The organism is Arenimonas alkanexedens, from assembly GCF_054781355.1.
In genome coordinates this window covers 15,324-34,896 of the sequence record NZ_BAAGUO010000004.1, presented here as the reverse complement: position 1 = coordinate 34,896, position 19,573 = coordinate 15,324, and the positions used below count along the sequence as shown (strand labels likewise).

Annotated in this window: 17 protein-coding genes; 12 read left to right on the top strand and 5 right to left on the bottom strand. The window is 67.2% G+C overall.

Translation table 11 applies throughout. From position 1 onward, the window contains the following. Positions 1-46: 46 nt before the first annotated feature. The 6 genes from ACYVGY_RS09885 to efpL all read left to right on the top strand — a co-directional run bounded on the left by ACYVGY_RS09885 (position 47) and on the right by efpL (position 7,893). Complete coding sequence (locus ACYVGY_RS09885; protein WP_460457328.1) at positions 47-838, top strand: enoyl-CoA hydratase-related protein; 792 nt, start codon at positions 47-49, stop codon at positions 836-838. Beyond that, positions 838-2,838 carry an acetyl/propionyl/methylcrotonyl-CoA carboxylase subunit alpha gene (locus ACYVGY_RS09880; protein WP_460457327.1) on the top strand — a complete coding sequence of 667 codons (2,001 nt, stop codon included), beginning with the start codon at positions 838-840 and terminating at the stop codon, positions 2,836-2,838. The genes ACYVGY_RS09885 and ACYVGY_RS09880 overlap by 1 nt, the downstream gene beginning before the upstream one ends. Then, the gene (locus ACYVGY_RS09875; RefSeq protein WP_460457326.1) at positions 2,835-3,728 is read left to right on the top strand and encodes a hydroxymethylglutaryl-CoA lyase; all 894 of its coding nucleotides are present in this window, start codon (positions 2,835-2,837) and stop codon (positions 3,726-3,728) included. Before ACYVGY_RS09880 ends, ACYVGY_RS09875 begins: the two co-directional genes overlap by 4 nt. 65 nt (positions 3,729-3,793) lie before the next feature. After that, on the top strand, positions 3,794-6,382 hold the full coding sequence (locus ACYVGY_RS09870; protein ID WP_460457325.1) for a sensor domain-containing protein: 2,589 nt from the start codon (positions 3,794-3,796) through the stop codon (positions 6,380-6,382). 79 nt (positions 6,383-6,461) lie between these two features. Further along, on the top strand, positions 6,462-7,232 hold the full coding sequence (locus ACYVGY_RS09865) for an SDR family NAD(P)-dependent oxidoreductase (RefSeq protein ID WP_460457324.1): 771 nt from the start codon (positions 6,462-6,464) through the stop codon (positions 7,230-7,232). Positions 7,233-7,329: 97 nt separating this feature from the next. After that, on the top strand, positions 7,330-7,893 hold the full coding sequence (gene efpL / locus ACYVGY_RS09860; RefSeq protein WP_460457323.1) for an elongation factor P-like protein EfpL: 564 nt from the start codon (positions 7,330-7,332) through the stop codon (positions 7,891-7,893). Between the two features lie 74 nt (positions 7,894-7,967). Here the strand turns inward: efpL and ACYVGY_RS09855 are convergent, their stop codons facing one another. After that, a complete protein-coding gene (locus ACYVGY_RS09855) occupies positions 7,968-8,510 on the bottom strand; it encodes an NUDIX hydrolase (protein ID WP_460457322.1) in 543 nt (180 codons plus the stop codon). A gap of 94 nt (positions 8,511-8,604) precedes the next feature. Here ACYVGY_RS09855 and nhaC point away from each other — a divergent pair, with 94 nt between their 5' ends. Then, positions 8,605-10,092 (top strand): Na+/H+ antiporter NhaC, encoded by a 1,488-nt coding sequence (gene nhaC, locus ACYVGY_RS09850; RefSeq protein ID WP_460457321.1) that lies wholly within the window; start codon positions 8,605-8,607, stop codon positions 10,090-10,092. A 31-nt stretch (positions 10,093-10,123) separates the two neighbouring features. Next, positions 10,124-11,494 carry a sodium-dependent transporter gene (locus tag ACYVGY_RS09845; RefSeq protein ID WP_460457320.1) on the top strand — a complete coding sequence of 457 codons (1,371 nt, stop codon included), beginning with the start codon at positions 10,124-10,126 and terminating at the stop codon, positions 11,492-11,494. Positions 11,495-11,588: 94 nt separating this feature from the next. Here the strand turns inward: ACYVGY_RS09845 and ACYVGY_RS09840 are convergent, their stop codons facing one another. From ACYVGY_RS09840 to ACYVGY_RS09830, 3 genes are all read right to left on the bottom strand, one after another. Beyond that, positions 11,589-13,151 (bottom strand): alanine/glycine:cation symporter family protein, encoded by a 1,563-nt coding sequence (locus tag ACYVGY_RS09840; protein WP_460457319.1) that lies wholly within the window; start codon positions 13,149-13,151, stop codon positions 11,589-11,591. An 84-nt stretch (positions 13,152-13,235) separates the two neighbouring features. Then, a complete protein-coding gene (locus ACYVGY_RS09835; protein ID WP_460457318.1) occupies positions 13,236-14,624 on the bottom strand; it encodes a DNA recombination protein RmuC in 1,389 nt (462 codons plus the stop codon). 78 nt (positions 14,625-14,702) lie between these two features. Continuing rightward, on the bottom strand, positions 14,703-15,017 hold the full coding sequence (locus ACYVGY_RS09830) for a high-potential iron-sulfur protein (protein ID WP_460457317.1): 315 nt from the start codon (positions 15,015-15,017) through the stop codon (positions 14,703-14,705). 121 nt (positions 15,018-15,138) lie between these two features. Between ACYVGY_RS09830 and ACYVGY_RS09825 the strand changes: the two genes are divergently transcribed. The 4 genes from ACYVGY_RS09825 to ACYVGY_RS09810 are packed head-to-tail and all read left to right on the top strand — an operon-like array spanning position 15,139 to position 18,011. Next, entirely contained in the window at positions 15,139-15,774 is a 636-nt protein-coding gene (locus ACYVGY_RS09825) for a methylthioribulose 1-phosphate dehydratase (protein WP_460457316.1), read from the top strand. Then, positions 15,771-16,328, top strand: coding sequence for a 1,2-dihydroxy-3-keto-5-methylthiopentene dioxygenase (locus ACYVGY_RS09820; protein ID WP_460457315.1), 558 nt, complete (start codon positions 15,771-15,773; stop codon positions 16,326-16,328). The genes ACYVGY_RS09825 and ACYVGY_RS09820 overlap by 4 nt, the downstream gene beginning before the upstream one ends. A 1-nt stretch (position 16,329) precedes the next feature. Continuing rightward, positions 16,330-17,028, top strand: a complete 699-nt coding sequence (gene mtnC, locus ACYVGY_RS09815) for an acireductone synthase (RefSeq protein WP_460457314.1) — start codon at positions 16,330-16,332, stop codon at positions 17,026-17,028. Continuing rightward, positions 17,025-18,011 (top strand): C13 family peptidase, encoded by a 987-nt coding sequence (locus ACYVGY_RS09810; RefSeq protein WP_460457313.1) that lies wholly within the window; start codon positions 17,025-17,027, stop codon positions 18,009-18,011. Before mtnC ends, ACYVGY_RS09810 begins: the two co-directional genes overlap by 4 nt. On the opposite strand, the gene ACYVGY_RS09805 is transcribed toward ACYVGY_RS09810, so the two are convergent. Beyond that, positions 17,968-19,563: a calcineurin-like phosphoesterase C-terminal domain-containing protein gene (locus ACYVGY_RS09805; RefSeq protein WP_460457312.1), complete on the bottom strand. Its 1,596-nt coding sequence runs from the start codon at positions 19,561-19,563 to the stop codon at positions 17,968-17,970. The two genes, ACYVGY_RS09810 and ACYVGY_RS09805, sit on opposite strands and share 44 nt — an antisense overlap. Positions 19,564-19,573 lie beyond the last annotated feature (10 nt).

The following is a 19,573-nucleotide window of genomic DNA, read 5'->3' as shown; positions in this document are numbered from 1 at the left end:
AACCGGGGCCAACCGCTATCATGGGCGCCTGCCCCGAGGAGCCCGCATGACCCAGGCCATCCGACTGGACCGCAGTGGCGGCACCGCCCGCCTCTCGCTGGCCCGCCCCCAGGTCCACAACGCCTTCGACGACGTCCTGATCGCCGAACTCACCGACGCCCTGTTGGCCCTGGATGCCGACCCGTCGGTGCGCGCCGTAGTGCTGACCGGCGACGGCAGCACCTTTTCCGCCGGCGCCGACCTGGGCTGGATGCGCCGAATGGCGCAGGCCAGCGAGGAAGAGAACCGCGAAGATTCGCTGCGCTTGGCCAAGCTCATGCGCACGCTCAACTTCCTGACCAAGCCGACCATCGCCCGGGTGAACGGTTCGGCCTACGGAGGCGGCGTCGGTCTCGTGGCTTGCTGTGACCTGGCCATCGGCGCAGAGGGCGCGAAGTTCTCGCTGTCGGAAGTGAAGCTGGGTCTGGTGCCGGCGGTGATCTCACCCTATGTCGTGGCCGCCATCGGCGGTCGCCATGCGCGTCGCCTGTTTACCGGCGCCGAAGTGATTGATGCCCATCAGGCGCAGGCCATCGGCTTGCTGCACGTGCTTGCGCCGGTTGCCGAGCTCGATGCCGCGGTCGACCGGGCCCTGCATTTCTGGGCCAAGGGTGGACCCCGCGCACAGCGCGAAGCCAAGCAAGTCGCCCTGCGCAGCGCCGGCATGACGCCGGAGGCCGCCGAACGACTGGATATCGACAACGCCGCGCTCATTGCCCGTTTGCGCGTGTCACCCGAGGGCCAGGAAGGCCTGACCGCCTTCCTGGACAAACGCCCCCCGAATTGGATTGCCTCCTGATGTTCGACAAGATCCTGATCGCCAACCGCGGCGAGATTGCCTGCCGGATCATCCGCACCTGCCGGCGCCTCGGCATCCGGACGGTTGCCGTCTATTCCGAGGCCGATGCCCATGCCCAGCACGCGCGGCTGGCGGACGAAGCCTGGCCGATCGGCGGGCCGCGGCCGCAGGACAGCTACCTGCGCGCAGACGCGATCATTGACGCCGCCAAACGCGCCGGCGCCCAGGCCATCCACCCGGGCTATGGCTTCCTGAGCGAGAACGCTGACTTCGCCGAAGCGGTGGAGGCCGCGGGCATCGCTTTCATCGGTCCCAGCGCGGCGTCCATGCGCAAGATGGGCAGCAAGGCCGGCGCCAAGCAGCTCATGCACCACCAGGGCGTGCCGGTGGTGCCTGGCTACACCGGTGAAGACCAGGCCCCCGACCATTTGCAGGCCGAGGCGGACCGGATCGGCTATCCCCTGATGATCAAGGCCGCCCACGGCGGCGGCGGCAAGGGCATGCGCATCGTGCGCGAAACCGGCGAGTTCGCCGCCGCGCTGGAATCCTGCCAGCGCGAGGCCGCCAGCGCCTTTGGCCGCGACCGCGTGCTGCTTGAACGCTATATCGCCGAACCTCGCCACATCGAGATCCAGGTCTTCGCCGATCGCCATGGCCAGACCATCCACCTGGGCGAACGCGAATGTTCGGCCCAGCGGCGCTACCAGAAGGTGGTCGAAGAGTCGCCCTCGCCCTTCCTGACCCCCGAACTTCGACTGCGCATGGGTGAGGCCGCGATCGAGGCGGCGCGCGCGATCGACTACGTCAACGCCGGCACCGTCGAGTTCATCGTCGGCCCGCAGGGCGATTTCTATTTCATGGAAATCAACACGCGCCTGCAGGTCGAGCATCCCGTCACCGAGCTGGTCACCGGCCTGGACCTGGTCGAGTGGCAGCTGCGCGTCGCCGCCGGCGAGCATCTGCCGCTGCACCAGCAGGACGTGCGCCACCACGGCCACGCCATCGAAGTGCGCCTGTATGCCGAGGATCCTTCGCAGGGTTTCCTGCCCGGCTCCGGCAAGCTCGAGCGGCTGCGGCTGCCGACGCCCTCGGCGCATGTGCGGCTCGACGCCGGCGTGGTCGAAGGCGATACGGTCACCATCTTCTACGACCCGATGATTGCCAAGCTCATCGTCTGGGACCTGGACCGTCCGCGCGCGCTGGCCCGCCTGCGCGAAGCCCTTGCCGACTGCGAGATCGTCGGCCCGAAGTCGAACATCGACTTCCTTGAAAAACTCGTGCGCCACCCGCGGGTGGTCGAGGGCAGCATCCACACCGCCTACCTCGACGCCCATCTCGAGGAAGTGCTGCCGCGCGACGCTGCCCTGCCCGATGCCCACCTGGCCCTAGCGGCCACCGCGGCGGCACTGCATGACGAAGCCAGTACGCGCGCCCTCGCCAGCGGCGGCACCGACCCGCATACGCCCTGGGCCATCGCCGATGGCTGGCGACTTGGCCACGCGGGCGAACGACTGCTGTGCTTCCTGCATCGCGGCGAACGCATCGAAGTGCGCGCCCAGGGCAGCGCCGGCGACTACCGCCTGCGCACCGGCGATCGCGAATTGATTGTGCGCGGCGCCCGCTTCGCCGATGGCCGTTTGGGCGCCGAAGTCGACGGCCGCCAGTCACGCATGCGCGCGAATGCCGACGCCGGTTCGGCCAGCGTGCACGACGGCGAACACCGCGTGCGGCTCGAACGCGTGCCGGCCTTCCGCTTCGAAGGCGATGCCGCCGCCGGCCAGGGCGATCGCGTGCTTGCGCCGATGCCCGGTCGCATCGTCGTGGTGAAGGCCAGCGTCGGCCAGAGCGTCGCCGAGGGCGAAGAACTGCTGGTGATGGAGGCCATGAAGATGGAGCTCAGCCTGAAGGCGCCGCGCGCCGGCAAGGTCGCCGCGGTGCAGGCGGCCGAAGGTGACTTCGTCGAATCCGATGCCGTCCTGGTCAAGCTGGAGGCGCCATGAGCCTGCCCGTGAGCGTCCGCATCGTCGAGGTGGGTCCGCGCGACGGTCTGCAGAACGAAGCCACCTTGATCCCGACCGCAGCCAAGATCGAGCTGATCGACCGCCTGTCGGCCACCGGTCTGCGCAGCATCGAGACCACCAGTTTCGTCAGCCCCAAATGGGTGCCGCAGTTGGCCGATGCCGCGGAAGTATTCACCGGCATCCGTCGTGCGCCGGGCGTCAGCTATCCAGTGCTGGTGCCCAACCTGCAGGGCTATGAGCGTGCTCGCGCGGTGGGCGCCGAGGAAGTCGCGGTATTCAGCGCCGCCTCCGAGGCCTTCAATCGCAAGAACATCAACGCCTCGATCGATGAAAGCATCGAGCGTTTCCTGCCCGTGCTCGAGCGCGCGCGCGCCGACGGCGTCAAGGTGCGCGGCTACGTCAGCACCGTGCTCGGCTGCCCCTACCAGGGCCAGGTTCCGCTGGCCGACGTGGTCCGTGTCGCGCGCCGCATGCATGAGCTCGGCTGCTATGAAGTGTCGCTTGGCGACACCATCGGCATCGGCACACCGGTCAACGCCCGCACCATGCTGCGTGCGGTGGCGGAACACGTTCCGATGAGCGCACTGGCGATCCACTTCCACGATACCCGCGGCCAGGCGCTGGCCAATATCCTGGCCTGCCTGGAGGAAGGCGTGGCGGTGGTGGATGCCGCGGTGTCCGGAACCGGCGGCTGCCCCTATGCGCCCGGCGCCAGCGGCAATGTCGCCACCGAGGACGTCGTCTACATGCTCCAGGGCATGGGCATCGAGACCGCGGTGGACCTGCCGCGGCTGGTGGAGACGGGACGCTGGCTCGCCAACCTGCTGGGCCGCAGCTCGGGCAGCAAGGTCACGCACGCCGCCGGCTGATAGGGCGACGACAGTTCGCCGGTGTATGCTCGGCTCATCCTTTGCGATGGCCCACCGACGACGGAATGGAACCCGACAACCCGCCCCGCGATGATCTCGCCGCCGCCGCACCCGGCGAGGTCACGACAGCCCGCCATGCGGACCTGGTGTCGCAACTCGAGCGCTGCCTGTCCAAGGGCGAGGCGCCCGACCCGGTGCTGCTGTCGCAGCTGCTGTCCGAACTGCACGGACTGCATCGGGAGGCCGAGAGCCTCCAGTTGCGCTACCAGAGCCTGTTCAACGCAGTGCCGGATCCGATCAGCATCATTGCCGCCGATGGCCGCATCGTTGACCTCAATCGTGCCGGCCTGAGGGCCTACCAGCGGCCGCGCGATGAATTGATCGGCAAGCTGGTGCACGTGATCAACCCGGACTTGCCCAGCGACCACATGGTCCCGGTATTGGAAGCGCTGGCGCGAAACGAGAGTTATGTCGTCGAGGTCAACAACACGCGCGGCGACGGCAGCCGCTTCCCGGTCGAGGTGCATTCGGCCAGCTTCCACGACGGCCCGCATCATCACGTCATCGCCGTCGCTCGCGACCTGAGCCTGCGCCAAGAGGCCGAGCTGAACTACCACGCCCTGCTGGTGGCGATCGACAAAGGCGTGCTGTTCCAGGGCTTCGACGGCCGTCCGCTGTCGGGCAACCCCGCGGCGTATCGCATCCTGGGGCTGGACGATGGCCTGGACATCGCCGCCGGCCTGCGTTTCGACGACTGGCTGGTCATCGACCATCGCGGCTATCCGATCAGCTTCCGCGAACTGCCCCCGCTGCGGTCGCTCGCAACCGGGCAGATCATCGAAAGCACCCTGCTCGGCCTCTATCATCACCAGCGCAAGCAGCTGACCTGGATCTCGGCAACGTCGGTGCCGCAGTTCCACCCGGGCGAAGAAAAGCCCTACCAGGTGATTTCGCTGTTCTCGGATGTGACCGAACTCAAGCGCGACAGCGCCCTGTTCCTGCGCGCCCAGGCCCTTGCCCGCATCGGCGGCTGGGAGTGGGACGGCGGCCGCCAGCGGCTCTATCTCACCGACGAGGCCCTGCGCATCATCGGCCGCCGCAACGATCCGCCCCTCAATCTCCACGACCTGATGGAGCAGATCGCCGAACCCCATCGCAAGCCGGTGGAAGATGCCATCGAAAGCGTGGTGCGCGACGGCGGCGGCTTCGACCTGGAGGTGGAGGTGCAGCGTCCCGACGGCGAACGCCACTGGACGCGCCTGATCGGCCAGTCCGAAGGCCGCCTGCCGATGAGCACCCGCCTCACCGGCACCCTTCAGGACATCACGCAGCGCCGCCAGATCGAAGAAGCACTGCGCAGCCAGGCGCGCACCGATCCGCTCACCGGCCTGTTCAATCGCGACGGCATCCTGGGCGAGCTTGAACGCCGCCTGGGCGACGATGGCGCGGGTACGACCGTGATCTACGTTGACCTGGATCGTTTCAAGCTGGTCAACGACCTGCTGGGCCACGCTGCCGGCGACGACCTGCTGGTGAACGCCGCGCGGCGTCTTGAGCGCTGCGTCGGCGACGCCGGACTGCTGTCGCGTTTTGGCGGCGACGAGTTCCTGGTCGTCACCAACCCGCGCGATGGCGCCGGCATGGCCGAGCTGCTGGCCGAACGCATCACCCGCGCGTTCGGCGACAGCTTCCGCTACGCCGGCGAGGAATTCACCATCACCACCAGCGTCGGCCTGGCCCGGCATCCCGAGCATGGCCGCACCGTGCAGCAGTTGGTCAACAACGCCGATGCCGCGATGTATGCGGCGAAGCGAAAAGGCCGCAATACCTGGCAGGTATTCAATCCGGAGCTGGCGCAGCAGCAGCACGACCGCGTCCAGATCGAAGCCCAGCTGCGCCGGGCGCTCGACAACGGCGAGTTCCGACTGGTCTACCAGCCGCTGGTGTCGCTGGCCGATGGCCGCGTTCGCACCGCCGAGGCGCTGATTCGATGGTGCAACCCGGTTCTGGGCGAAATCCCGCCGGACCATTTCATCAGCCACGCCGAAACCACCGGCGATATCGTCCGCATCGGCGCCTGGGTGATCGAGACGGCCTGCCGGCAGATGGCCGCCTGGCGCGCGGCCGGCCTGCCGCTTGAGCGGGTGGCGGTGAACGTGTCCTACCGCCAGTTCCTGACCGAAGACCTGGTGCAGATCATTGCCAGCGCACTGCGCGACCACGGCCTGCCCGGCGCATCGCTGGAGCTTGAGTTCACCGAGCGCGTGCTGATCGAGGACGCGCCCGACACCCTGAATACCTTCGAGGCGCTGCGCGCTTTGGGGGTGGTGCTGACCATTGATGACTTCGGCGAAGGCTACAGCGCACTGAACTATCTGCGCCGGCTGCCGATCCACGGCCTGAAGCTGGCCCAGAGTTTCCTTCAGGGCGTACCCGCCAATCCCTCCGACGTGGCGATCTGTCAGGCCGTGGCCGGCATCGCCCGCGGTCTCGGTCTGGACGTGGTGGCGGAGGGCGTCGAAAGCCCCGCACAGCGGGAATTCCTGCTCAGCCTCGGCATCGACATCGGCCAGGGCTTCCTGTTCAGCCCCGGCCTGGAGCCCGACAACTTCGCGGCCTATCTTCGCCAGGTCGGAATCCAGACCGGGCACTGACATCACGCGCGGATCGTCGGCAAAGGCCGCGCTACAGGGGCTCTGGTAGAATCGCCTGCTGTTTCCAAAGGGGTTCCCGATGCTGATCAAAGACACCCGTGCCGCCATTACCGGCGGTGTTTCCGGCCTGGGCCTGGCCGTGGCCGAGCAGCTGGTCGCCGGCGGCGCCAAGGTCGCCCTGCTCGATATCAATGACGACAAGGGCGCGGCCGCCGTCGCCGCACTCGGGGCCGACAAGGCGCGCTACTTCCGCACCGACGTTACCGACGAAGCCAATGTCGAGGCCAACCTCGCGGCCGCACGCGAGTTCATGGGCGGGCTCAACGTCGCCGTGAACTGCGCCGGCATCCTCGGCGCCGGCCGCGTGCTGGGCAAGGAAGCACCGATGCCGCTCAAGAACTTCGCGGGCACCGTGATGGTGAACCTGGTCGGCAGCTTCAATGTCGCCAAGGCGGCCGCCAACCTGATGCAGCACAACGATGCCGGCCCGGACGGCGAGCGCGGCGTGATCATCAACACCGCCAGCGTCGCCGCTTACGAGGGCCAGATCGGCCAAGCCGCGTACTCGGCGTCCAAGGGCGGCGTGGTGGCCATGACGCTGCCGATGGCGCGCGAGCTCGCGCGCTTCGGTATCCGCGTCAATACCATCGCCCCCGGCATTTTCTGGACGCCGATGGTGGACGGCATGCCGGAGGCCGTGCAGCAGTCGCTGTCGGCCTCGATCCCGTTCCCGTCGCGCCTGGGCCAGCCGGCCGAGTTCGCGGGCCTGGTCGCCTACATCCTGGGCAGCCAGTACCTCAACGGTGAAACCATCCGCCTGGACGGCGCCGTCCGCCTGGCCCCGAAATAACCCCTGTAGGAGGGCCTTCAGGCCCGAAGCTTTTCCGCAAAGCGCTTCGGGCCTGAAGGCCCTCCGACACGAAGCCAATTCTCCTTAGGAACCTGCAATGAAAGCTGGCGACACCAAGAAAGGCAACGTCATCGAGCACAACGGCACCGTCTACCAGGTGCGCGACATCGAGCGCAGCTCACCGCAGGGTCGTGGCGGCAACGTCAAGTTCCGCTTCACGCTCTACAGCGTGCCGGGCGGCGTGAAGTTCGACCTGAGCGCAGGCGCCGACGACGAGCTGCGCGAAGTCGAGCTCAGCCGTCGCGCGTCCACTTTCTCGTACAAGGACGGCGAGGCCTTCGTCTTCCTCGACGCCGAGGACTACACGCCCTACCAGCTCGACGCCGACGTCGTGGGCGAGGATGCCGGCTACATCACCGAGGGCCTGGAAGACTGCTACATCCAGCTGATCGAGGATGCGCCGGTGGCGGTGCAGCTGCCGCCCAGCGTGCAGCTGGAAGTGGTCGAAACGCCGCCCGAGCTCAAGGGTGGCACCGCCACCAAGCGTCCGAAGCCGGCCAAGCTCAACACCGGCATCGAGATCATGGTGCCGGAGTACATCAGCAACGGCGAGAAGATCTGGGTCAGCACCAGCACCGGCGAATTCGGCGGCCGCGTCTGATTACTTTGTAGGAGGGCCTTCAGGCCCGAAGCCCTTCGCGGAAAAGCTTCGGGCCTGAAGGCCCTCCTACATCGTCAGCGGGACAGCCACTTGTTGGCCATGCGGCGCAGTGACTCATCCGCGTCCGGATCCGCGGCGATCGCGGCCACCGGCTTCCAAGCCAGCGCCAGCGACTCCTCGCCCACCACGAACGCCTCGCTACCCGTCGTGCGCACCACGAACCGAACGTCGTAGTGCCAGTGCTCGGGCTCGGTGCCGCGGGCCGGTATCAGATGACGGTCCAGGTCGAGGATCACCGGGTCCACCGTTAACGCCAGCAACCCGGACTCCTCCTGCGCCTCGCGCAGCGCCACCCGCGGCAGGTCGGCGTCGCCGTCGGCGTGGCCGCCCAACTGCAGCCAGCGGTCCAGCTTGCGGTGGTGCATCAGCAGCACACGCAGGCCGTCGCCGCTGATCACCCAGGCCGATCCCGTGAAATGGCCGGCCAGTCGCGCCCGCTCGAACACCGACCCGTGGTCGGCCAGCAGCTCGCGGAACAGGGCCACCGTGGCCGCCTCCTGCGGATTCCGGGCCAGGTAGTCGTCGAACAAACGGGCCAGGGGCGAACGGTCGTGCATGCTGTTTCCAGACGGTGGCGAAGGGCGCCAGCATACCCGCACGGCCCGCGCCGGCTCGGGTAAACTCGGGCGATTACTCTGGGGAGAGCTACCAATGACCGAACCGACTCCGGCCGTGCAGGCCCGCGAACCGACCCTGCTGCAGGCATTCCTGCCTTTGGTCTTTCTGTTCGCGCTGCTGGGAACGTCGGTCTACCTGTTTTCTGACAATTCCGCCTACGGCGGCAGCCAGATCGCCCTGCTGCTGGCCGGCGGCGTCGCGGCCATCATTGGCATCCGCAACGGCATGCGCTGGGACGATATCCAGGACGCCATCGTCCACGGTATTTCGATCTCTACCAACGCCATCCTGATTCTGCTGGCGGTCGGCTCGCTGATCGGTTCCTGGATACTTTCGGGCGCCGTGCCCACGCTGATCCACTACGGCCTGATGATTCTGCATCCATCCTTCTTCTACCCGGCAGCCTGCGTGGTCTGCGCGGTTGTCGCAGTGACCATCGGCAGCTCCTGGACCGTGGCTGGCACCTTGGGCGTGGCGCTGATGGGCGTGGCCCAGGGCCTCGGCCTGGACCCGGCGATTACCGCAGGCGCGGTCATTTCGGGCGCCTATTTCGGCGACAAGATGTCGCCGCTGTCCGACACCACCAATCTGGCCCCGGCGGCCGCCGGCAGCGAGCTGTTCGCGCACGTGCGGCACATGACCTGGACCACGGTGCCCAGCATCCTGATCGCGCTGGCTGGCTTCACCTATCTCAGCTTCGGCGTGGAAGCCGGCACGGCCAGCGTCGGCTTCGACGACCTGTCGGCCGAGCTTTCGCGCATCTTCGCGATCGGCCCGCACCTGCTGATCCCGCTGCTGGTGGTGTTCGGGCTGGCGGTCAAGCGCTTCCCGGCCTACCCCACCATCCTGATCGGCGCGCTGCTGGGCGCGGTCTTCGCCGTCATCTTCCAGCCGGAGCTGGTGGTGGCGCTGGCGGGCGACGAAGCGCTGTCGCGGCCGATGGCCCTGCTCAAGGGCGCCTGGGCCTCATTGATCGACGGCTACAAGGGCGAATCGGGCAATGAAGCCATTGACTCCCTGCTCAACCGTGGCGGCATGTCCAGCATGCTCAATACCGTGTGGCTGGTGATCTGCGCCATGTCCTTCGGCGCCATCATGGAAAAGGCCGGGCTGCTCGAGCGTTTGATCCGCAGCGTGCTGAAGATGGCCCGCTCCACCGGTTCGCTGATCATCGCGACCCTGGTCACCAGCTTCGGCACCAACGTGCTGGCGGCCGACCAGTACCTGGCCATCGTCCTGCCCGGCCGCATCTACCGGTCGGAGTACGAAAAGCGCGGCCTGGCGGCGGTGAACCTCTCGCGCGCGCTGGAAGACGCCGGCACCATCACCTCGCCCCTGGTGCCCTGGAACACCTGTGGCGCCTACATGGCCGCCACCCTCGGCGTCGCCACGCTCGACTACCTTCCCTACGCATTCTTCAACCTGGTGAACCCAGTGTTGGCCGGCATCCTGGCCTACACCGGTTTCAAGATCCTGAAACTCGAACTGGGCGGTGCGGTATCCAGCCGCCGCGTCGACTGACCCTTACTGCATCGGAACCGGACAGCGAATGATGGAAAACAACTCTATCCACGGCATGTGGTCTTCGCGCCTCGCCTTCATCCTTGCCGCCAGTGGTTCGGCCGTGGGCCTGGGCAATATCTGGCGTTTCCCCTACCTGGCTTCCGACAACGGCGGCGGCGCCTTCGTGCTGATCTACCTGGGCTGCATCCTGCTGGTCGGCCTGCCGATCATGGCCGCGGAAATCCTGATGGGCCGCCAGGGCCGCATGAGCCCGGTGAACACGCTGCGCAAGCTCACGCGAGAGGGTGGCCACAGCAAGGGTTGGACCGTCATCGGCTGGATCGGAATGGTGGCCGCCGTATTGATCCTGAGCTTCTACAGCGTGGTCGGTGGCTGGACCATGCACTACACCTGGCTGTACATCGCCCAGATCTTCGGCGGTCCCGCGATCAGTGATCCGGGCGCCACCTTCACCGCGCTGCTGGCCAGCCCGGGCACCCTGATCTTCTGGCACAGCGCCTTCATGCTGATAACGCTGGGCGTGGTGGCGATGGGCGTCGAGAAAGGCCTCGAACGCGCCGTGAAATTCCTGATGCCGCTGCTGTTCCTGATCCTGCTGGGCCTGCTGGCCTATGGCATCAGCACCGGCAACGTCGGCCAGGCGATTGAATTCCTGTTCAAGCCCGATTTCAGCGAAGTCACCGGCGACACCCTGCTGGCGGCGCTGGGCCAGGCCTTCTTCTCGTTGAGCCTGGGCATGTGCGGCATCATGACCTACGGGGCCTACCTGCCCAAGGACATCTCGATCCCGCGCGTGGCCGTGACGGTCTCGGCGATGGACACCTCGGTGGCGCTGCTGGCGGGCCTGGCGATCTTCCCCGTGCTGTTCACCTTCGGCATCGCGCCGGCGGGTGGTGGCCCAGGCCTGATCTTCACCTCGCTGCCCCTGGCGTTCAACGACATGGCCTTCGGCATTCCCTATGCCGTGGCCTTCTTCGGCCTGCTGTTCGTGGCGGCCTGGACCTCGTCGATCTCGCTGCTTGAGCCGCCGACCGCCTTCTTGGTCGAAATGGGCAAGATGTCCCGACGCACCTCCGCGATGGTCGCGGCGCTTTTCATCTGGGCCATCGGCCTGGTGACGGCGCTCGGCTTCAACGTCTGGAAAGAGGTCAAGTACACGGCCGCCGACGGCTCCAGCAAGGACCTGCAGGGCATGGTCGAGTTCGTGGCCTCCGACATGATGCTGCCGATCGGCGGCCTTCTGATAGCGATCTTCGCCGGCTACTTCCTCAATCGCGAGATTGCCCGCAGCGAATTGTCCCAGCTCTCGAAGGCCGGCTTCGCAATCTGGCGCTTCCTGATCTGCATCGTCGCACCCGTGCTGGTGCTGATCGTGCTGGGCGCCAAGATCCTGGGCTGATCCCCCGATCCTCCCCGTCCGGGGAGGGTCCACCCCGGACAAAAAGAAACGGCGCGGATATCCGCGCCGTTTCCGTTTGCAGCTGGCTTGAGACTTACTTCGCGGCGACACCGTCGGTGCGCGGGATCTCGCCGGACTTCACCCGGGCCAGGTAGCTGGTGAGCTCGCGCTTGACCACCGGCATCAGCATGTACACGCCGATCAGGTTCGGGATGGCCATGATGAACAGCAGGCCGTCCGCGATGTCGACGATGCTGGCCAGCGGCATCGTGCAGCCCACCACCGCCATCGCCAGGTAGAAGAACTTGAAGCCGTACAGCGCCACCTTCGATTCCTTGAACAGGAAGCTGGCGGCCTTGGCGCCGTAGTAGGCCCAGGTGATCGTGGTCGAGAACGCGAACAACAGCACCACGAAGGCCAGCGCGTACGGGAACCAGGGCGAGACCGTGGCGAACGCATTCGAGGTCAGCTGCACGCCGTCCGCGCCACCCACGATGTGCTGGTTGGTGATGATGATGACCAGCGCGGTCATGGTGCAGATCACGACCGTGTCGATGAACGGTTCCCAGAGCGCGACGAAGCCCTCGGTCAGCGGCTCATTGGTCTTGACCGCCGAGTGCGCGATCGCGGCCGAACCCAGGCCCGCCTCGTTCGAGAACGACGCCCGGCGGAAGCCCTGGATCAGCGCACCGATCACGCCACCCGACACGCCCTCGGCGGTGAACGCACCGTCGATGATGGCCATGAACGCGCCCGGGACCTGCGGCAGGTTGGTGAAGATGACGAACAGCGCACCGATCAGATACAGCGCCGCCATGCCGGGCACCAGCTTGGCGGTGACGCTGCCGATGCGGGTGATGCCGCCGACGACGACGAAGCCACCAACGATCGCGTACACGAGGCCGAACCACAGGCTGCGGTCCTCAAGCAGGCCGCCGGTGACGTTGGACAGCTGCGCATAGGCCTGGTTGGCCTGGAACATTGCGCCGGCGCCAATCGCGCCCAGCATCGTGCAGACCGCGAACACCACCGCCAGCACCATGCCGAAGCCGGCCGCCTTCGGGTAGTTCTTGGCGATACCGCGGCTGAGGTAGTACATCGGACCACCGGAAATGGTGCCGTCCGGCTTTTCGATGCGGTACATCACGCCCAGGGTGCATTCGATGAACTTCGAAGACATGCCCAGCAGGCCGGCAAGAATCATCCAGAAGGTCGCGCCCGGACCACCGATGGTGATCGCGACCGCAACGCCGGCGATATTGCCCAGACCCACCGTGCCGGAAACGGCCGAGGTGAGCGCCCGGAAATGGCTGACCTCGCCCGCGGACGTCGGATCGGAATACTTGCCCCGGATCAGATCGAAACCGTGCTTGAAGCCACGGATGTTGATGAAGCGGAAATACAGCGTGAAGATCAGCGCGGCGAGGATCAGCCAGCCGACAATCAGCGGGAACATCACTGGCGCTTCGTCAGTCCCGCTGACGCGCACCGAATAGAAGATCGCACCCGACACCGCGTCGGCGACGGGCCTGACGGCGGCGTCCACCTGTTGCGAAAGCGTGGGCTCGGTCGCGGGCGCGGCCGCGACGTCCTGTGCCTGGACCCCGGAAACCGTGGCCAGCCACAGCAGGCTGATGATGCAGAAACGAATGAACATCCGTGGTGCTCCTCCCCGATACCAGCTCCGGAGTCTACCTAATCCGGCCCGGATGCGCGGACCCTCCAGGGAGCCCGGGAAGGACTAGCCCGGCGGGCTGTCGCCGGCGTCGGTGTCGCCCTCGTCCGTGAGGTCCTGCAGGGCCGCGGGCAGCCTCTTTGAGGGCGATACACCGAGCTCTCGCAGCATCTCGGCCTGCCGCACCAGGTTGCCCCTGCCCTGCGACAGCTTGCCAACGGCCGCCGCGTGGAGGTCGTTGGCGCGGCGCAGCGCCTCGCCCACCTTGCCCAGGTCTTCGGCGAAGCCGACGAACTTGTCGTAAAGGGTGGCGGCGCGATCGGAGATGGCCTTGGCATTGGCATTCTGGTGTTCGGTACGCCAGATCTGCGCCACCAGCCGCAGCGAGGCAAGCAGGTTGCTCGGGCCCACCAGGATGATCTTGCGCTCGAACGCATAGGCGTAGAGCTGCGGGTCCCGGCGCAGGGCCTCCAGGAAAGCTGCCTCCACCGGCACGAACATCAGCACCATGTCCGGGCTGGTCAGGCCCTCGAGCCGGCTGTAGTCCTTGTCTCCCAGCTGCTTGACGTGGTTGCGGAGTGCCTGGCCGTGGCGGGCGAAGGCCTGCTCGCGCTCGGTGTCGTCGCCGGCCTCGCAGGCACGCTGGTAGTCGAGCAGCACCATCTTGGCGTCAATGACGATGCTTTTGTCCTCGGGCAGGCGCAGCACCGCGTCAGGCCGGTAGCGATCGCCATCGCCGTCCTTGAAGCTTTCCTGGGTGAGGTAGTCGCGGCCCTTCTCCAGGCCGGCGGTCTCGAGCAGGCGCTCGAGCTTGAGTTCGCCCCAATAGCCCTGGCTGCGGTTGTCGCCGCTCAGCGCGCGACTGAGGCTTTGCGCCTCCTGGCCCAGGGTCTGGTTCAGACGCACCAGGTCGTCGAGCCGGGTCTGCAGCGCGACGCGGGAGTTGTTTTCTTTTTCGTAGGAATCGCTGACCACCTTGCGAAAGCCGTCGATCTGCTCGCGCAGCGGATTGAGCAACTGCCCCAGCTGCAGCACATTGGCTTCGCCAAAACGCTTGGACTTGTCTTCTAGGATATCGGCCGCCAGGGCCTGGAATTCGGCCTTCAGGCGCTCGCGCGAGCCTTCCAGGTCACGGTAGCGCTGCTCGGCCGACTGCTGCTGCTCCTGAAGGCGGGCCTCCAGCGCGGCGGCGCGGCTTTCGCCGGCATCGCGAAGCTCGCGCAGCTGGCGATGGTCGGTTTCATGACTAGCCAATCGGGCGCGCAGCTCAGCCACTTGGGCCAACGCCGCCTGCAGCTCGCTGCTTGCACGCGCCAACTCGGGCTCACGCTCGGCGCGGCCAGCGCTGCGTTCGCTGGCCGCGCGCCGCCGGGCGAAGCCCAAGGCGACAAAGCTGGCCACGGCAAGGCCGGCCAGCAGGCCCAGCAGCAGGAATACGGATTCAGAAGCGGACAAGGCAATCCCCGGCAAGGTTGTTGCCGGGGATTCTAACGGCCTTGCCGTCTCACCGACCGAGACGGCCGGCGGCGGGACTCAGGCCTTGATGGCCCAGGCGCTGCACCAGGCCTCGGCCGGGACCGAGAAGCCCGGGAACAGGGTGCAGGCGCCGTTGGCGGCGGTGAAGAACTGGCAGTTGGCGCAGTTGCTGCCCGGCTTGAAGCTCGGGTGGCTGACCTTGGTCGCGTCCACGGCATAGGCCAAGGCGATCGCGGTGGCGTTGTCGAGCGGGAGCGGCTTGAGTTCCTGCGCTTGGGCAGTGCCGATCAGGCGGCTGGCGAACGGCAGCGCAGCGGCGGCAACGACAGCATGGACCAGGAAACGGCGGCGGGACGGGTTCTGGGTGTTCATGAGGTTCTCGTCTGGCTACGGAGGAGTCCGATGGCTGGGTGCAGTGTAGCCCTCTCGGGTGAATGCAGCGTTGACGCAGGTCAAGCCGACGCCGCCAGCCGCTTGGGCTAGACTTCCGGGCATGGAAAACACACCTTTCGACCCCGCCCGCCTGACCACCTGCGTCAACGAGATCGTCGCCAATACCCGTGAATTGTCGGCCCTGGGCTGGACCCCGGCGACGAGCAGCAATTTTTCGATGCGCATGGACGATCGGCATGCCGCCATCACGGTTTCAGGCCGCGACAAAGGCCGGCTTTTGGCCGAGGACATTATGGTGGTTGATTTCGCCGGCCAGCCGGTCGCCACCCCGCACCGGCCGTCTGCCGAAACCTTGCTTCACACCCAGCTTTACGCCCGCTATCCGGAAATCGGCTGCGTGCTGCACACGCATTCCCACGTGCAGACGGTCGCCTCGCGCCTGTATGCCGCTCAGGGCCACGTGCCGCTGGCGGGCTATGAGCTGCTCAAGGCCTTCCACGGCAACCACACCCATGAGATGGCGATTGACGTGCCAGTGCTCGCCAACACCCAGGACATGCCTGCCCTCGCCGCCCAGGTCGAAGACCTGCTCGATCGCCAGCCGCTCTGGGGCTACCTGATTGATGGACATGGCCTTTACGCCTGGGGCCGCACCATGGCCGAAGCCCGCCGCCATCTGGAGGCCTTCGAATTCCTGTTTTCCTGCGAGCTCGACCTGAGGAGACTGAACGCATGAGCCGCCTCCGCATATTCGCTGAAGCCGATCCGTCCACGCCGCTGTCAGCCACTGAAGACCTGGCTACGATCGCCGCGCGCCTGCGCGACATCGGCGTTCGCTTCGAACAGTGGCAGGCCACGCAGGCGGTGCAGCCGGGCGCCACGCCCGAAGAGGTCATGGCCGCCTACCGGGTCGACATCGACCGGCTGGTGGTCGAGAACGGCTTCAAGACCGTGGACGTGGTGTCGATTGCGCCGGACAACCCGAACCGCGAGGCGATGCGCGCCAAGTTCCTGGAAGAACACTTTCACAAGGAGGACGAGGTGCGCTTCTTCGTCGCCGGCTCCGGCCTGTTCACCCTGCACGTGGCCGAGAAGGTTTACGAGATCCGCTGCGAACAGGGCGATCTGGTCGGTGTGCCCGACGGCACCACGCACTGGTTCGACATGGGTCCGGAGCCCAGCTTCGTCGCCATCCGTTTCTTCACCGAGCCCAACGGCTGGGTCGGCCATTTCACCGGCACCGACATCGCCCAGCGCTTCCCGCGCTACGAGCCTGGGCAGGCGGGGTGAAATGAAAACCATCCTGACCGACATCGAAGGCACCACCAGCAGCATCTCGTTTGTGAAGGACGTGCTGTTTCCCTACGCGCGACGGGCCTTGCCGGGCTTCGTGGCCGCACGGGGTCGTGAACCTGAGGTTCGGCGCTGGCTCGACACCGTCGCCACCGAGATCGGTGGCGCCTGCCAGGACGAAGTGGTGGTCGAGACCCTGCAGGGCTGGATAGATGCCGATCGCAAGCACACCGCGCTCAAGGCGCTGCAGGGCATGGTGTGGCAGGACGGCTACGGTCGCGCCGATTTCCGCGCGCACATCTACCCCGATGCCGCCGAGGCGCTGGCGCGCTGGCATGCGGCGGGCCATGCGCTCAATGTTTATTCATCGGGATCGGTGCCGGCGCAGAAACTGTTCTTCGGCAATAGCGAAGCAGGCGACCTGAAGCCGCTGTTCTCGCACTGGTTCGACACCGAGGTGGGCGGCAAGCGCGAAGACGCCAGCTATCGCCGCATCGTCGCCAGCCTGGGCGTGCCGGCCTCGGAGATACTGTTCCTGTCGGACGTGGTCGAGGAACTCGATGCCGCGCGCGAAGCCGGGATGGATACGATCCTCGTCGATCGCGGCGAGGACTATCCCCAACCGCGCCTCGGCGCGGCCGCCGGCGGTCATCGCCGGGTCGAGAGCTTCGCCGGGATCTCGCCGGAGGCCGGTTGATTCGTCGCCGTCCGCGCTGGCGGGGCTGGCTCGCCGTCGCGCTGCTGGCCGTGTTGCCGCTGGCGACGGCGACCGGCGCGGACACGGCCTTCGCAAAGACCTTCGATAAACCGGCGCCTGCGCCGCCCGCACCCGACCCGCTGCTCGTGGCCGAGCTGGACAGACTGGCGCCGCAGCGCCCGGGACACCCTGACCTGTTCGTGCTGGGCTTCGCCGGCGACGGCAGCGAGCAGGTCTTTCGAAACGAAGTGCAGTATCTGCGCGACCTCGCCGGGCAGCGGCTCGACGCCGCCGACCGCGTGATCGTGCTGGCCAATCATCCCACGCGCCCACCCGACCGCCCGCTGCCGCAGGCCAACGCCCACACCTTGCGGCAGGCCCTGGACGGCATCGCGGCGCGCATGGATTCAGAGGAAGATCTGCTGCTGGCCTACTTCACGACCCATGGCACGGAAACCCACGAACTGCTGCTGCGACGCGAGGACCGGGACGACGCCCTGCTGACGCCGATGCAACTTCGCGCGACGCTCGACGCCGCCGGCATCCGCCATCGCGTGCTGGTGATTTCGGCTTGCTACGCCGGTGGCTTTGCCAAAGCGCTTCGCGGTCCCGACACCCTGCTGTTGATGGCCGCGCACCGCGACCGGCCCTCGTTCGGCTGCGGCAACGATTCGGTGGCCACCTTCTTCGGGCGCGCCTGGCTGGTCGAGGGATTGAACGCCACCGCCGACTTCGAGGCCGCCTTCGTGCAGGCAAGTGCGGCGATTGAAGCGCGCGAGCTGGCCGAAGACCTGCCGCCCTCCCGCCCCCAGATTCGTCGCGGTGAGCGCATCGGTGCACGCCTGGCCGCCTGGCAGGCCTCCTTCGTCCCGGGCGCGGCCCTGCCCTATCCCTTCCAGGCCGACGACGCCGGGCCGGAAAACAGCAAGACCGTCGCGCCTAGTCCGCGACTTCAACCAGGCGATAGACGCCTGAAGCCCTGAGCTCGCCGCGCCAGCGATCGAAGGCACGCACTTCGTATCGGTGTTCGCCGGGCGCCAGGTGGGTGGGCAGATTGAATCGCCACAAATGGGTCGAGACCTCGGCCTCCGGAAGGCGGTCGTGGCCGCGCAGCTCGGCGGCGAGATCGTCCAGCACGTTTTCTACCACCAGCGCCGGGTCGGGGGCATCCACTCGTCGCATCGGCTGCCAGTCACCGTCACCAATGCGCACGTCGACGCGACTGTCGGCCTGGCCCATGTAGACGTTGGCGAACAGCCCTACGCCCGGCCAGTGCCCGCGGCGCAGCACCTTCGGCGCGTGCAGGGACATCGCCTCGTCGCCGCCCCGGGCCACCTGCCAATGAAGCGCGTAGTCGCCGCGGCGATCAATCCGCAGCCTCGCGTAACCGTTGGGCGTGCCGTCGGACATGCGTGCATCCGGCAGGCCCTCGCCATCGGCAGCGCCGCCCCAATAGCCGCCGCAGGCAGCGCCCACGTTGTACTCGTGCAGCGGCGCCGCGCCCTGCCAGCCCTCGGCGGCGCCGTGGTAATGGTGGCGCTGCACGTGGCCGTGCCCGGTAAGCAGCAGGACCTTCTCGAAGCCGGCCAGCAGATGGAAAAGGCGCTCGCGGTCGGCGCGCCGGAATGTCTCGCGGCCCGGCTCGTCGAAGAAGGGAATGTGCGCGGCAATCACCAGCCGCCGATCGCGCGGCAGCGTCGCCAGGTAGGCCGCCAGCCAGGTGAACTGGTCTTCGCGCAGCCCGCCGACGTAGGCCGGCGACTGGTCGGGAAGGTAGATCACGTCGTCGAGGACGATGAAGCTCGCCTGCACCTCTTCCCAAGCAAAGGTGTCGGGACCGAAAGCCTGCCGGAAGCTGCGCAGCGAGTCGTCGTCGGTGGCGGCATCAAAGTCCAGGTCGTGGTTACCGGCGGCGTGCAGCCAGGGCGTGCGCAGTCTGGCGGTGGCTGCCTTCAAGGCCGGGTACAGCGCCAGGTCGTCGTTGGTGACATCGCCCAGGGTCAGCCCGAGCGCCGCCGCGGGCCGGTCACCGGCGCGGGCCAGCAGCGGCGCAATGATGTCCCGCTCGTAGAAGTCGACCTGGGCCCGGGTCTTGGTCTGCGGATCGGCGAATACCAGCACGTCGAGCGGACCACGACGGGTGGCGCTGCGGCGCAGTGCAAAGTCGCGGCAGCCGACATAGCCGGCAGGAATGCCGCCGAACTTCAGGACCGGACCGGGCTGCGACTGCTGGTGGCGCCAGAACACCGGCAGGCCGTCTTCGCCGAGCGGAAAGACATAGCCCGCCGGCTTGACCACGAACACCGTGCGCCCGTCCTCGACCGGCAGCGAATACCGGCCCTCGGCGTCGCTGCGGACCAGACGCAGTCCGTCGGACACCAGCACGTCGGGCAGCAGCCGGTCGCCGCGCGAAAACCGGCCGTCGCCATCGCGGTCATCGAAGACCCGGCCGCCGTTGCAGGGAGGCGCCAGCGCCTGTGCGGCCGCGGGGGCCAGCAGGGCGAGGCATAGCAAGGCGCGGGCGATGGCAGTCATGGGGTCCTCC